Below are 13,582 nucleotides of genomic sequence, written 5' to 3'. Positions count from 1 at the left end.
ATCATCGATCAGGTGGGGCTGATTTGCGTTGTGGCGCGCCCGGGCTCTTTCTACAGTCCATCCCCATGCACCGCGCCATTGCCACCGTCTCGCTCAGCGGCACCCTCCGCCAGAAGCTCGAAGCCATTGCGGCCGCGGGCTTCGACGGCATCGAGCTGTTCGAAGCCGATTTCGTCAACTTCCGCGGCACCGCCGCCGAGCTGCGCGGCCTCGTGGCCGACCTGGGCCTGTCGATCGACCTGTACCAGCCGTTTCGCGACTTCGAAGGCATGCCCGAAGCGCAGTTCCACCGCAGCCTGGAGCGCGCCGAACGCAAGTTCGACCTCATGGAAGCCATGGGCGCGCCGCTGGTGCTGTGCTGCTCCAACACCTCGCCGCTGTCGGTGAACGATCCGGCGCGCGCCGCCGCCCAGCTGCACGAACTGGCCGAGCGCGCCGCGGGCCGCAACCTGCGCGTGGGCTTCGAGGCGCTGGCCTGGGGCCGCCACACCTCGCGCTACGCCCAGGCCTGGGACATCGTGCAGCGCGCCGACCACCCGCACCTCGGGCTGATCCTCGACAGCTTCCACACGCTGTCGCTGAAGGACGATCCGGCGGGCATCGCCGCGATTCCGGGCGAGAAGATCTTCTTCGTGCAGATGGCCGATGCGCCGCTGTTGTCGATGGACGTGCTGCAGTGGGCGCGCCACCACCGCTCGTTCCCGGGGCAGGGCGATTTCGACGTGGTCGGCTTCTTCGAACAGGTGCTGCGCGCGGGCTACACCGGGCCGCTGTCGCTGGAGATCTTCAACGACATCTTCCGCGAGACGCCGAACCGCCGCACCGCCGTCGATGCGATGCGTTCGCTGCTGTACCTCGAAAGCGAAACGCGCGAGCGGCTCGCCAGCGGGAATACCCCCGTGCAGCCGCAGCGCGTGGAGCTGTTCAACCCGCCGCCCGCGCCGGCGCTCTCGGGGCTGTCGTTCATCGAGTTCGCGGCGGACGAGGCTTCGGCCGCCACGCTCGGCGCGCTGCTCGGGCAGCTGGGCTTTCGCCGTGTGGGGCGCCATCGCTCCAAGGCCGTCACGCTGTACCGCCAGGGCGGCATCCACTTCATCGTCAACGCGCAGCCCGATTCGTTCGCGCGCCAGCGTTTCGAGGCGCACGGCACCTCGGTGTGCGCGCTGGGCGTGCGCTGCGCCGACCCGCTCGCGGCCGTGGGCCGCGCCAGCGCCATGCGCTCGCAGCGCCACGACAGCCCGGTCGGGCCGAACGAGCTGCGCGTGCCGGCCATCGTGGCGCCGGGTGGCAACCTGATCCATTTCGTGCCCGAGGCGCTGGGCGCCAACGGGCTGTACGAGACCGACTTCATCCTCGAGGACGCGGGGCCGGGCGACAGCGATGCCGGCCTTACGCGCATCGACCACGTCGCGCTGGGCCTGGCGCTCGACCAGCTCGACACCTGGGTGCTGTTCACGCGCGCCGTGCTCGGCCTGGAGCCCGGCGAGAGCCTGGAGCTGGCCGACCCCTTCGGGCTGATCCGAAGCCGCGGCGTGGCCAATGCCGACCGCAGCCTGCGCCTGGTGCTGAACGTGTCGCTGAGCCAGCGCACGCGCACCGCGCGCACGCTGAGCGTGACCGGCGGCGGCGCCGTGCACCACATCGCGCTCGATTGCGAGGACATCTTCGACACCGTGGCCCGGCTGCGCGCCAACGGCACGCGCTTTGTGCCGATCTCGGACAACTACTACGACGACCTGGCCACGCGCATCGACGTGGCGCCCGAGCTGCTGGCGCGCATGCGCGAAGCGGGCGTGCTGTTCGACCGCTCGGCGGCCGGCGACTACCTGCACATCTACACCGAGAGTTTCGACGGTGGCCTCTTCTTCGAGGTCGCGCAGCGCGTGGGCGGCTACGACGCCTACGGCGCGCTCAACGCACCCGCGCGCATGGCGTCGCAGGCGCAGCAGCCCCAGCAAGACTGATCCACAAGACCGATTTTTTCCCTCGCATCCGACACCTTCGTCACACCACTGGAGACAACCCATGGCCCACCCATCCGCCAAAGAGCCGCAAGGCAAGCACCAGTCGAGGAAAGCCGCCGCCAGCGGCTGGATCGGCTCGGCGCTGGAGTACTACGACTTCTTCATCTACGCCACCGCCGCGGCGCTGATCTTTCCGCAGATCTTCTTTCCCAAGGGCGACCCGACCACGGCCATCATCGCGTCGCTCGCGACCTACGGTGTGGGCTATGTCGCGCGCCCCATCGGCGCCTTCGTGCTCGGCCATTGGGGCGACACGCACGGGCGCAAGCAGGTGCTGGTGCTGTGCATGTTCCTGATGGGCTTCTCGACCGTGGCCGTGGGCCTCTTGCCGACCTACGACCAGGTCGGCCTGCTGGCCCCGGCGCTGCTGGTGTTCCTGCGCCTGGTGCAGGGCTTCGCGGTGGCCGGCGAGATCTCGGGTGCGAGTTCGATGATCCTGGAGCACGCGCCGTTCGGGCGCCGAGGCTTCTTCGCGAGCTTCACCTTGCAGGGCGTGCAGGCCGGCCAGATTTTGGCAGCCGCCGTGTTCCTGCCGCTGGCGCACTACATGCCTGAAGAGTCCTTCAACTCGTGGGGCTGGCGCATTCCGTTCCTGCTGAGCTTCATCGTGATCGTGGCCGGCTACATCATCCGCCGCGAGGTCGACGAGACGCCGGCCTTCGCCGAAGTCGACCAGAAGGGCGAAGTGGCCAAGGCGCCGATCGTCCAGGCGCTGACCGACAGCTGGGGCGACATGCTGCGCGTGATCTGCATGGCGCTGATGAACGTGATTCCCGTGGTCGCCACCGTGTTCGGCGCGGCCTACGCGGTGCAGGCCGCCTACGGCATCGGCTTCCAGAAAGACGTGTACCTGTGGATTCCCGTGCTGGGCAACATCCTGGCCGTGCTGGTGATCCCGTTCGTGGGCAACCTGTCGGACCGCATCGGCCGCAAGCCGCCGATCATCGTGGGCGCCCTGGCTTCGGGCCTGCTGTCGTTCGTGTACCTGTACGCCATCAGCATCAAGAACGTGCCGCTGGCCATCTGCATGTCGCTCTTGATGTGGGGCATCGTGTACCAGGGCTACAACGCGACCTTCCCGAGCTTCTACCCGGAGCTGTTTCGCACCCGCAACCGCGTGTCGGCCATGGCCATCTCGCAGAACATCGGCACCACCTTCACCGCGCTGCTGCCGGCGCTGTTCGCCGCCGTGGCGCCTCCGGGCTCGACCAACATCTGGTTCACCGTGGGTGCCATCACCTTCGCCGTGACCGTGCTGGCCGCGCTGGCCGCCATGAGCGCCCGCGAGACCTACCGCGTCCATATGCACGACCTGGGCAACCCGAACGCGGTGCCGGTCGACAAGGTCGAGTACGACCGGCTGCGCGAAGAAACGCTGGCCAGCGCCCGCACGGAGCGCGAGCGCCGCAAGGCCATGGCCTGAAGACCCCGCGCGCACAAAGGGGTTGTGGCGCCATGAAGAATGGCACCATGACCGCCCATCTCAAGATCGATTTCGTTTCCGATGTGTCCTGCCCCTGGTGCGCCGTGGGCCTCGGCTCGCTCGAGGCCGCCCTGAAACGGGTGGCGCCGGAGGTCACGGCCGAACTGCATTTCCAGCCCTTCGAGCTGAATCCGCAGATGCCGCCCGAAGGCCAGGACACCTTCGAACACCTGAACCAGAAGTACGGCTCCTCGCGCGAGCAGCAGGCCCAGGCCCGCGAGGCGATCCGCCAGCGCGGCGCGGCCGTCGGCTTCGAGTTCAGCGCCGGGGGCCGGCCCCGCGTGTACAACACCTTCAACGCCCACCGCCTGCTGCACTGGGCCGAGCTGGAAGACCCGGCCAAGCAGGTGGCGCTGAAGAAGCTGCTGCTGAAGGCCTACTTCACCGACAGCCAGAACCCTTCGGACATCGAGGTGCTGGTGCGCGCGGCGACCGAGGCGGGGCTCGACGCGGCGCGGGCCCGCGAGATCCTGGCCGGCGACGAGTTCGCGCAGGAAACCCGCGAACGCGAGCGCCTGTACACCGACGCCGGCATCCATTCGGTGCCCGCGATCATCATCAACGACCAGCACCTGATCTCCGGCGGCCAGGCGGTCGAGGTGTTCGAGCGCGCGCTGCGGCAGATTGCGGGCGCGGAGCCCAGCCGTACCGCCACGGCCTGAAGGCGAAGGGCCGCGGCCCCGGCGTTTCGTCCTGAAACGAAGCTGACCTTCAGCTTTACCTGAGCGCGGCCCGAGGTCGGTCAACCGCCTACATCGCGAAGCGGTTGAAGGGCGCATGATCGACCGCATGCCGTTTCCGAAGCTGCACCGCTCGCGCGCGATCGCCGTGACGCTGGCCGCCGTGCTGGCGCTCACCGCCTGCTCCACCGGCCTGCTGCGCCCCGAGGGCCTGCCGCTCACGGCGTTGGGCCATGCCGCCGACACGCCCGCTGCGCAATTGCGCTGGCTGGACCGCGTGAGCTGGGGCGCCAACGCCGGCAGCCAGGCCGAACTGGCGCGCGACGGCCTGCCGCGCTGGATGGGCCGCCAGCTGCGCCCCGCGCCGCGCCCGCTGCCCGCGGCGGCGCAGGCGCAGATCGACGCCATGGCCATCTCGCGCACGCCGCTCGATCAGCTCGTCTTCGCGCTCGACGCCCGGCGCAAGGCCGCCGATGCCTTGCCCGACGAAGAAGCGAAGAAGGCCGCACGCACGGCCTACCAGCAGGAACTCAACACCCTCGCGCGCGAGGCGCAGCAGCGCTTCCTGCTGCGCGCGCTGTACTCGCCGAACCAGCTGCAGGAGCAGATGACCTGGTTCTGGATGAACCACTTCAGCGTCAGCATCCGCAAGGACCTGGTGCGCGCGATGGTCGGCGACTACGAAGAGAACGCCATCCGCCCGCATGCGCTCGGCAAGTTCCGCGACCTGCTGGGCGCCACCGCGCGGCATCCGGCCATGCTGCGCTACCTCGACAACGCGCAGAACGCCGCCAACCGCATCAACGAGAACTACGCGCGCGAGCTCATGGAGCTGCACACGCTGGGCGTGGGCGGCGGCTACACGCAGGCCGACGTGCAGGAGCTGGCGCGCGTGCTGACCGGCGTGGGCGTCAGCGTGCAGCCGCCCGACGCGGCGCCGCCCGCGGTGCGCCCGGCCGTGCGCGCCGACTACGTGCGCCAGGGCCTGTTCGAGTTCCACCCGAACCGGCACGACTACGGCCCGAAGACCTTCCTGGGCCAGCCCATTCAAGCGCGCGGCCTGGCCGAGGCCGACGAGGCGCTCGACCGCCTGGCGCGCGCGCCGGCCACCGCGCGCTTCATCTCGCGCAAGCTCGCCGTGTACTTCGTGGCCGACGAGCCGCCGCCCGCGCTGGTCGAGCGCATGGCCGCCACCTTCACGCGCAGCGGCGGCGACATTGCGGCCATCTTGCAGACGCTGTTCGAATCGCGCGAGTTCGCGGCCTCGCTGGGTCGCAAGTTCCGTGACCCCGTGCACTACGTGGTGGCGGGCGTGCGGCTGGCCTACGACGAGCGCGTGGTGCTCAACACCACGCCGATGATCGGCTGGATCAACCGCATGGGCGAGACCCTGTATGCCCACGAGACGCCCGACGGCTACCCGCTCAACGAGGCCGCCTGGGCCAGCGCGGGGCAGATGAACACCCGCTTCGAGATTGCGCGCGCCATCGGCACGGGCGGCGCCGTGCTGTTTCGCACCGACGACAAGGCGCCGCTCGAGAAGCCGCCGTTTCCGCCGCTGGCCGAGTCGCGCGCCGTGCATGCGCTGCAACCCGGCCTGAGCGCCGACACGCAGCAGGCGCTCGCACAGGCGAAGAACCCGCCGGAGTGGAACACCTTCCTGCTCGCATCGCCCGAGCTGATGCGGCGCTGAAAAGAGGGACCGCCATGCAACGTCGACACCTGCTGCAACTCATCGCCGCCACGCCGCTGGCCGGCGCCGCCGCGCGCGTGGTTGCCGCGCCCGCGGCCGAGGGCACCAAGCTGCTCGTCGTGTTCCTGCGCGGCGCCTACGACAGCACCAGCCTGCTGGTGCCCACCGCGAACAGCGACTTCTATTACGCCTCGCGGCCCAACATCGCCATCCCCCGGCCCGGCACGCCCGACGGTGCGTTGCCGCTGGACGGCGGCGACTGGGGCCTGCACCCCGCGCTCGCGCAGAGCGTGCTGCCGCTGTACCAGCGCAAGCAGGCGGCCTTCATCGCCTTCGCCGGCACCGACGACCTCACGCGCAGCCACTTCGAGACGCAGGACGCCATCGAGCTCGGCGTGGCCCCCGACAACGCGCGGCGCGACTACCGCTCGGGCTTTCTCAACCGGCTGGCCGGCGTGCTCGGCGCCGGGCCGCTGGCCGACGTGTCGCCCATCGCCTTCACCGACCAGCTGCCCATCGTGCTGCGCGGCGACGACGCCAAGGCCGCCAACATGGCGCTCGCGGGCGTGGCGCGGCAGGCCCTCGATGCGCGGCAGAGCCAGATCATTGCGTCGATGTACCGCAACACCGCGCTCGCGCAGCCCGTGGCCGAGGGCTTCCAGGTGCGCGACGAGGTGGTGCGCGCCATGCAGGCCGAGATGGACGCCGCCAGCCGCAACGCCATGAGCCCCAAGGGCTTCGAGCAGGTCGCGCGCCGCATGGCGCTGCTGATGCGCGAGCGCTACGACATCGGCTTTGTCGACGTCGGCGGCTGGGACACCCACGTGGGGCAGGGCGCGGCCAAGGGCTACCTGGCCAACCGCTTCGAAGAGCTGGGCCGCGGCGTGGCCGGCTTCGCGCAGGAGATGGGCGAGCCCGCCTGGCGCCAGACCGTGGTGGTCGTCGTCAGCGAGTTCGGCCGCACCTTCCGCGAGAACGGCAACCGCGGCACCGACCACGGGCACGGCACCGTGTACTGGGTGCTCGGCGGCGGCCTGGCCGCGCAGGCGGGCGGGCGCGTCGTGGGCGAGCAGCAGCCGCTGACGCAGGCCACGCTGTTCCAGAACCGCGACCACGCGGTGCTCAATGAGTACCGGGCGGTGCTGGGCGGGTTGTTCCAGCGGATGTACGGGCTGTCGACGGCGCAGGTGGCGCGGGTGTTCGGCGGTGCGACGACGAAGGACCTGCGGCTGGTCTGACGGCCCCGAGGGCAACCCTCATTCCCGATCTTTTCCGGACGCGTCGTTCGTCCCCGCTACCGCGCGGCCGCACGGACAAGCGTCGCCGCATTTACTTGTTTTCGGGGATGGTCCCGGCGCACGGCAATTACAAAAATAGACATTCAGAAACAATTGGGCGCTCCAGCCGGAGAGCGGGTTTCTCCAAAGAGGCGTCGGATGCTTTCCAAGCGAGTGAGTTCTTACGGGCGCTGCAGCGCCATGGCCGGTGTGATCGTGCTGCTGGCGGCCTGCGGCGGTGGTGGGGGAAGCGGCGGTGGCGCGGGTTTCCTGCCGATCGTCGCGCCGGCACAGCCGCAGCCCGAGCCGGCGCCTCCCGTGGTCGTGACCCACACGGTCGGCGGCACCGTCACTGGCCTCACCGGCAGCCTGGTGCTCCAGAACAATGCGGGCGACGACCTGAAGCTCACGGCCGATGGCAAGTTCACCTTTACCACCGCGCTCGTCGAAGGTGCGGCCTACGAGGTCAGCGTACGCACCCAGCCGCTGTGGCAGTTCTGCACCGTCAGCAAGGGCAGCGGCAAGGCGGCGGCCGACGTCGGCGACGTGGCGGTCGCGTGCTCGGCGGTGCAGGCGCAAGTGTCCACGTTCGCCGGATCGGGTACCACCGGCTCGGTCGATGGCAACGGGACCGCCGCATCGTTCTACCTCCCGTACAGCGTGGTCGTCGGCAAGAGCGGCGGCCTGCTCGTGTCCGACGTAGGAACCAATCTCGTGCGAAAGATCTCGCCTGCCGGCGATGTCTCGATCTTTGCGGGCGGCGGTGCCGGTGGTGGCTCGGGGGATGGCAACGGCACGGCCGCATCGTTCGCGGGGCTGGCCGGTCTTGTGCTGGATGCTACGGGCAATGCCTATGCAACGGAATTCAACGGCAACCGCATCCGCAAGATCACGCCGGCAGCTGACGTGACCACGTTCGCCGGGAACGGCAACAGCAGTTCGCTCGATGGTCATGGCACTTCCGCCACGTTCAATGCACCTGCGTCGGTCGCTACAGATGCCGCCGGCAACCTCTACGTGACCGAACTCTTCGGCGCCGTCATTCGCAAGATCACGCCTGCTGGCGACGTCACCACGCTGGCCGGTTCGGGTGCGCTGGGTTTCGCCGACGGCACCGGGAGCGCGGCGTCTTTCAATATGGCCTATGGCATCGCGGTCGACGCGGGCGGGACCGTCTACGTTGCCGATGGCGGCAACAACCGCATCCGCAAGATCACGCCCGGTGGCGTGGTCACGACGCTGGCGGGTTCGGGCCAGGCCGGGGCGGCCGACGGGGCCGGCAACTCGGCATCTTTCCACCAGCCGAGCGGCCTGACGGTGGACAGAGACGGCATCATCTACGTGGCCGACACGGGCAACAGCCTGCTGCGCAAGATCACGCCGGCGGGCGTGGTCTCCACGATCGCCGGCCAGCCTGGTGTGCTGGGCGCGCAGAACGGCATCGGCACAGCAGCCACGTTCAAGCAGCCTTATGGGGTGACGGTGGATGCCGCTGGCAATCTGTACGTGGCCGACACCTTCAACAACCTGATCCGCAAGGTCACGCCGGTTCGCACGCCCTGATACCGAGGCATCGCGTCAGCCTCGGTGAGGGCAGGGGCCGCCATGCGACGGCCACGCCACCGAGAATCGGCGCATGCCTCACGCCGTCTCCCTCCTTCGCGCCGCGCGCCTCGCGCGAAGCGCCAAGCCTTTTCTTGCCCGTGGCGGTTTCAAGCGCGAGCGCTGTGCGGGCTGCCGCCTGGTGCCCAGCCACTGCATGTGCGCCGTGCGCCCTCCGGTGGCCACGCGCGCGGGGGTGTGCCTGCTCATGGCCGACATCGAGCCGCTCAAGCCCACCAACACCGGGTGGCTGGTGGCCGATGTGGTGGCCGACACCTTCGCCTTCGGCTGGGCCCGCACCGAGACCGATCCCGCGCTGCTGGCGCTGCTGGGCGACCCGCAATGGCAGCCCTATGTGGTGTTCCCGGGGCAGTACGCGGCGCCCGAGCGCGTGGTGCTGGGGGTTCCTTCGTCGCCTGATCCGGCCGGTGGCGGTGTCGCGAAGCGTCCGCTCTTCATCCTGTTCGACGCCACCTGGGGCGAGGCCCGCAAGATGTTTCGCCGCAGTCCCTACCTCGACCGGCTGCCGGTGCTGAGCCTGCAGCCCGAGCAGATCACGCAGTACAAGCTGCGCAACTCCGGCCGCGGCGACCATTTCTGCACCAGCGAGGTGGCGGCGATGTGCATGGACCTGGCCGGCGAGCAGGCTGCGCAGCAGACGCTGGACGCTTACCTGGGCGTGTTCACGCACCACTACCTGTGCGCGAAGAACCAGCAGCCGGTGGCGTGGGACGGCGCCGCGCACCAGCGGCTGCGCGAGGTGGCCGCGCGGCGCGATCAGGCCGCCTGAGACGGCCCGCTTCAGCGCAGGTCGAACAGCGCCGCCGCGTTGCCCCAGGCGATGCGCTGCGCCACGGCGGGCGGCAGGTCGCCCAGCCAGGTGCGGTAGCCGCGCATGATCTCGTCGTAGGCGCTCCAGCGCTGGTTGACCCAGGTGTCGGAGCCGACCATGAAGCGATCGGGGTGCTTGAGGATCAGCGCGCGCCACTCGGGGCACAGGCGCCCGCCCTCGCAGGTCAGGCCGGGGCGGTACGAGAGTTCGCCCATCAGCAGCGGGTAGCGCTCCAGCATCGCCTGCACGCGCTCGACCGGCGTGCCGCCGATGCCGGTGTGGGCCCAGATGAGGCGCAGCGCACGGCCCTTCGACGGCGCGTTCGCCATCAGCAGGTCGACGGCCACGTCGTCCACGTGCGCGAGCACGGCGAGTTTTTTCTCTTCGGCCAGCGCGATCAGCTTCTTCGCCACGGGGCCGTTGGCGTTGGCGCTTTCGTACAGGTGGAATTCGCCGAGCCCGCGGTAGGGGCCGCTGGCGGTGCCGCGCGCCAGTTCGGCCAGCACCATCTCGTGGATGCTTTCGTCGCGGAACCAGTTGTTGTAGTCGTCGCGGTTGCGGTACAGGCGCACGAAGGGCACCACGGTGACGCCGGCGGCGCGGGTCTCGCGCGCGGCGGCCAGGGTCTGCGTGCCGGCATTGGGCCGCGAGTTCGCGATGATGGCCTTCACCTGGTTGCGCTGCATGCGCGCGAGCGCCTCGGTGGGCGGGAAGGGGCCGGCGGTGCCGTCCCAGGCTTCCTGGTTGTAGTGCAGGTGGGTGTCGAACAGCGGGCCGTCGTACGGCGCGGCGGTTTGCCCGTGGGCTTGGGACAGGGCCAGGGCCGCGCAGGCGGCGATGCGGGCAATGAAGCGCATGGGGTTCTCGCGGTGAGGGCCAGGGAGCCGGATTACATCACCCCGGATCACCGCATCGGCACAGCCGCGCCCTTGTCGCCGGGCGCGACCTCGAGGCGATCGCGCGGGCCGGCGTCAGCTGCCGGCCGGGTGCGTCGTCGCCTTGCGGCTGCCATCCAGCGAGTACAGCTGCGGGCGGTCTTCCACCGCGACCGCCACTGCCTCGGTGCCGTGCTCCGCGGCGCGCGGTTGCCGGTACAGCTCGTTCTCGAGCCGCCGGGCACGTTCCGCGTACATGCGGGCGAGGGCGCTGTGATGCTCTGCGGCAGCCTGGTGTTCGATGCGTGCCATCTGCGCCTCTTCGAGCAGTGCCGAGGCACGTTTCAAATAGGCCGTGTGGGTGGGCCGAAACAAGAAGTCGAACATGGTTTCACACTCCTTTCCGCTGCAACAACGGTGCAATCATTGTGAACGAATGGCCTCAAAACGCCATCGATTCCTGTGGCTGCGACGCATCGAAGAAGCGTTCTGTTTCACTTGAGTCAGACAGAATCGGTGGCGAAGAGAGAGGGTTCGATCACCGATGAGCAATGAGGTTCGTTTTTGTCTGGAATACCGGCTTGCCGAAGGCGGGCCCGCGCATGCCGTGCAGACCGCGTGGATGGTCGATTCACCGGCCACGCGTGCGCAGATCGAGGAAATGATTGTCAACGCGCGCGCGATGAATGCCGCGCAGGCGAAGTGGTGGGTGGAGGAGCGCCAGGGCGGCGACGCCCCGCGCTGAAACGGCCCGGCGGGCCTCAGTCGCGCATGTTCGCGAACTTCACCAGCGTCGCGTACTTGGCCGTGTCCTCGCGCATGATCTGCCCGAGGTCTTCCTTGCCCGTGGCGGGAATGGAGCCGCCTTCTTCCAGCCGCCGGCGGATCGCCGGGTCGGCCAGGCCGGCCTGCAGCGCCGCGCGCAGGCTCTGCACGATGGGCGCGGGCAGGTCCTTCGGGCCCGCGAGCGCGAACCAGCCGCTCAGTTCATAGCCCTTCAGCTGCGGATGCTCGCCGAGCGCCGGCACCTGCGGAAGACCAGGGAAGCGCTTGGCCGACGACACACCCAGCGGCACGATCCGCCCGCCCTGCAGGAACGGCGCCGCGGCGGTGGGCGACACGATCGCGAAGTCGAGCGTGCCGCCGACCAGGTCGCTCGTGAGCGGCGCAGTGCCGCGGTAGGGAATGTGCGTGAGGAACAGGCCCGCGCGCTGCTTGATCTGCTCGCCCACGAAGTGCAGCGTCGAGCCCACGCCCGAGCTGCCGTAGCTGTACTTGCCGGGGTTGCGTTTGGCCAGGGCGATGAACTCGTCGAGGTTCTTCACGCCCACCTTCGGGCTCGCCACCAGCAGCACGGGCGCGACGGCGAGCAGGCTGACCGGGGTCAGGTCTTTCACCGGGTCGTAGCGCTGTCCGGGGTTCACGAGCACCGTGGCCGCCATCTCGTTGCTGGAGCCGGCCAGCAGCGTGTAGCCGTCGGCCGGGCTGCTCACCGCGCGCTGCGCGGCGACCACGCCCGCGGCGCCGGTCACGTTCTCGACCACCACCGTCGCGCCGAGCTTGGCCGACAGGATGTCCGCCGCCACGCGCGCGGCCATGTCGACCGAGCCGCCCGGCGCGTAGCCGACCAGCAGCTTGATGGGCTTGGCGGGGTAGGTACCCTGCGCGAACGCGGGGGCGGCGGCACAGAAGGCGGCGGCGCCGAGCGCGCTCAGTGCCACGCGGCGCGAAACGGAAGAAGCAAGACGGGTCATCGCGGTTCCAGTACGGGGAAGTGGGAAAAGGAAAAAGCCCGCTCAGGCCTGCGCGGCGAGGAAGCGGCGCACCAGCTGCACCCAGTAGCTGGCCGCGATCGGCAGGATCGCGTCGTTGAAGTCGTAGCCAGGGTTGTGGACCATGCAGCCGCCGGTGCGGTGGTGCTCGCCTTCGCCGTTGCCCACGATCAGGTAGCTGCCGGGGCAGCGCTCGAGCATGAAAGAGAAGTCTTCGCTGCCCGTGAGCGGCGCCAGCGGTGGCAGCAGGCCGTCGTCGCCCAGCCAGTCATGCGCGACCTGCCGTGCGAAGCGGGTGGACTCTTCGTCGTTCACCAGCGCGGGGTAGCGCCAGTGGTAGTCCACCTCGGCCTTCACGCCGAGCGTGACGGCCTGCGCCTGCGCCAGCTCGGTGATGCGCTCGCGCAGCATGGCGCGGATCTCGGGCCGGTAGGCGCGCACCGTGAGGCGCATCTGCACGCTGTCGGCAATCACGTTGGGCGCGTCGCCGCCGTGGATCGCGCCCACTGACACCACCGCCATCTCGCGCGGGTCGACGTTGCGCGACACGATGGTCTGCAGCGCCACGACGATGTGCGCCGCCGCCACCACCGGGTCGGCCGACAGGTGCGGCGCCGAACCGTGCCCGCCGCGCCCCGTCACCGTGATCGTCACCGAGTCGGACGAGGCCATGAACGAGCCTTCCTTGAAGCCGAACTTGCCCGCCGGAAAGCCGGGCATGTTGTGCAGCGCGAAGATGGCGTCGCAGGGAAAGCGATCGAACAGGCCTTCTTCGACCATGCGGCGCCCGCCGCCCAGGCCTTCCTCGGCCGGCTGGAAGATCAGGTGCAGCGTGCCGTCGAAGCCGCGCTCCTGCGCGATGACGCGCGCGGCGGCCAGCAGGATGCTGGTGTGGCCGTCGTGGCCGCAGGCGTGCATCTTGCCGGGCACCTGGCTGGCGTAGGGCAGGCCGGTGGCTTCCTGGATCGGCAGCGCGTCCATGTCCGCGCGCAGGCCCAGGCGCCGCGTGCCCGTGCCGCATGTCAGCGTGGCGACCACGCCGGTGCCGGCCAGGCCGCGGTGCACTTCGTAGCCCGAGTCGGCCAGGCGCGTGGCCACCAGCTCGCTCGTGACGTGCTCTTCGTAGGCCAGCTCGGGGTGGGCGTGAATCTGGTGGCGCAGGCCGACCATCTCGGGCGCGACCTCGCGCACGGCGGGCAGCACGCTCTCGAGGGCGGCGGCGTTGTCGACGGTGTAGGTCGTCATGGGGGAATCTGTCTCCTTGCTGTCTTGCGGCGAGTCTAGGAATTCGCTGCCCGCCGGGGCAGACAGGCGCCGCCATGCGGGGGCGGGCGCAGCCTGTCG

12 protein-coding genes are annotated in these 13,582 nt (G+C 69.7%); 8 read left to right on the top strand and 4 right to left on the bottom strand.

The genetic code is table 11. The features are described 5' to 3' along the window. Nucleotides 1-65: 65 nt before the first annotated feature. The 7 genes from AC57B8_RS28675 to AC57B8_RS28645 all read left to right on the top strand — a co-directional run bounded on the left by AC57B8_RS28675 (nt 66) and on the right by AC57B8_RS28645 (nt 9,549). A complete protein-coding gene (locus tag AC57B8_RS28675; RefSeq protein WP_496481462.1) occupies nt 66-1,964 on the top strand; it encodes a bifunctional sugar phosphate isomerase/epimerase/4-hydroxyphenylpyruvate dioxygenase family protein in 1,899 nt (632 codons plus the stop codon). 61 nt (nt 1,965-2,025) lie between these two features. Next, the gene (locus tag AC57B8_RS28670; protein WP_496481461.1) at nt 2,026-3,447 is read left to right on the top strand and encodes an MFS transporter; all 1,422 of its coding nucleotides are present in this window, start codon (nt 2,026-2,028) and stop codon (nt 3,445-3,447) included. Between the two features lie 47 nt (nt 3,448-3,494). Beyond that, the gene (locus AC57B8_RS28665; RefSeq protein ID WP_496481460.1) at nt 3,495-4,169 is read left to right on the top strand and encodes a DsbA family oxidoreductase; all 675 of its coding nucleotides are present in this window, start codon (nt 3,495-3,497) and stop codon (nt 4,167-4,169) included. A gap of 115 nt (nt 4,170-4,284) precedes the next feature. Beyond that, nucleotides 4,285-5,880: a DUF1800 domain-containing protein gene (locus AC57B8_RS28660; RefSeq protein ID WP_496481459.1), complete on the top strand. Its 1,596-nt coding sequence runs from the start codon at nt 4,285-4,287 to the stop codon at nt 5,878-5,880. Nucleotides 5,881-5,894: 14 nt separating this feature from the next. Beyond that, nucleotides 5,895-7,118, top strand: coding sequence for a DUF1501 domain-containing protein (locus AC57B8_RS28655; RefSeq protein WP_496481458.1), 1,224 nt, complete (start codon nt 5,895-5,897; stop codon nt 7,116-7,118). Between the two features lie 198 nt (nt 7,119-7,316). Further along, nucleotides 7,317-8,720: an NHL repeat-containing protein gene (locus AC57B8_RS28650; RefSeq protein WP_496481457.1), complete on the top strand. Its 1,404-nt coding sequence runs from the start codon at nt 7,317-7,319 to the stop codon at nt 8,718-8,720. 73 nt (nt 8,721-8,793) lie between these two features. Continuing rightward, on the top strand, nt 8,794-9,549 hold the full coding sequence (locus AC57B8_RS28645) for a tRNA-uridine aminocarboxypropyltransferase (protein WP_496481456.1): 756 nt from the start codon (nt 8,794-8,796) through the stop codon (nt 9,547-9,549). An 11-nt stretch (nt 9,550-9,560) separates the two neighbouring features. On the opposite strand, the gene AC57B8_RS28640 is transcribed toward AC57B8_RS28645, so the two are convergent. After that, entirely contained in the window at nt 9,561-10,448 is an 888-nt protein-coding gene (locus AC57B8_RS28640; protein WP_496481455.1) for an amidohydrolase family protein, read from the bottom strand. A 114-nt stretch (nt 10,449-10,562) separates the two neighbouring features. Then, a complete protein-coding gene (locus AC57B8_RS28635; protein WP_062474377.1) occupies nt 10,563-10,853 on the bottom strand; it encodes a hypothetical protein in 291 nt (96 codons plus the stop codon). Between the two features lie 157 nt (nt 10,854-11,010). Between AC57B8_RS28635 and AC57B8_RS28630 the strand changes: the two genes are divergently transcribed. After that, complete coding sequence (locus AC57B8_RS28630; protein WP_062474379.1) at nt 11,011-11,211, top strand: hypothetical protein; 201 nt, start codon at nt 11,011-11,013, stop codon at nt 11,209-11,211. A gap of 16 nt (nt 11,212-11,227) precedes the next feature. Here AC57B8_RS28630 and AC57B8_RS28625 read toward each other — a convergent pair whose 3' ends face one another. Then, the gene (locus AC57B8_RS28625; protein ID WP_495309860.1) at nt 11,228-12,220 is read right to left on the bottom strand and encodes a tripartite tricarboxylate transporter substrate-binding protein; all 993 of its coding nucleotides are present in this window, start codon (nt 12,218-12,220) and stop codon (nt 11,228-11,230) included. Between the two features lie 42 nt (nt 12,221-12,262). Then, entirely contained in the window at nt 12,263-13,483 is a 1,221-nt protein-coding gene (locus AC57B8_RS28620) for a M20 aminoacylase family protein (RefSeq protein WP_496481454.1), read from the bottom strand. Between the last annotated feature and the right edge of the window lie 99 nt (nt 13,484-13,582).

The organism is Variovorax sp. BGA-UO-ETr-C22 (assembly GCF_059567965.1).
This window is presented reverse-complemented; position numbering and strand designations above follow the sequence as displayed.

Excerpts from the sequence above, each read along its gene's own strand:
- AC57B8_RS28675 (WP_496481462.1), top strand. The coding sequence starts at position 66 with ATGCACCGCGCCATTGCCACCGTCTCGCTCAGCGGCACCCTCCGCCAG.
- AC57B8_RS28670 (WP_496481461.1), top strand. The coding sequence starts at position 2,026 with ATGGCCCACCCATCCGCCAAAGAGCCGCAAGGCAAGCACCAGTCGAGG.
- AC57B8_RS28665 (WP_496481460.1), top strand. The coding sequence starts at position 3,495 with ATGACCGCCCATCTCAAGATCGATTTCGTTTCCGATGTGTCCTGCCCC.
- AC57B8_RS28660 (WP_496481459.1), top strand. The coding sequence starts at position 4,285 with ATGATCGACCGCATGCCGTTTCCGAAGCTGCACCGCTCGCGCGCGATC.
- AC57B8_RS28655 (WP_496481458.1), top strand. The coding sequence starts at position 5,895 with ATGCAACGTCGACACCTGCTGCAACTCATCGCCGCCACGCCGCTGGCC.
- AC57B8_RS28650 (WP_496481457.1), top strand. The coding sequence starts at position 7,317 with ATGCTTTCCAAGCGAGTGAGTTCTTACGGGCGCTGCAGCGCCATGGCC.
- AC57B8_RS28645 (WP_496481456.1), top strand. The coding sequence starts at position 8,794 with ATGCCTCACGCCGTCTCCCTCCTTCGCGCCGCGCGCCTCGCGCGAAGC.
- AC57B8_RS28640 (WP_496481455.1), bottom strand. The coding sequence starts at position 10,448 with ATGCGCTTCATTGCCCGCATCGCCGCCTGCGCGGCCCTGGCCCTGTCC.
- AC57B8_RS28635 (WP_062474377.1), bottom strand. The coding sequence starts at position 10,853 with ATGTTCGACTTCTTGTTTCGGCCCACCCACACGGCCTATTTGAAACGT.
- AC57B8_RS28630 (WP_062474379.1), top strand. The coding sequence starts at position 11,011 with ATGAGCAATGAGGTTCGTTTTTGTCTGGAATACCGGCTTGCCGAAGGC.
- AC57B8_RS28625 (WP_495309860.1), bottom strand. The coding sequence starts at position 12,220 with ATGACCCGTCTTGCTTCTTCCGTTTCGCGCCGCGTGGCACTGAGCGCG.
- AC57B8_RS28620 (WP_496481454.1), bottom strand. The coding sequence starts at position 13,483 with ATGACGACCTACACCGTCGACAACGCCGCCGCCCTCGAGAGCGTGCTG.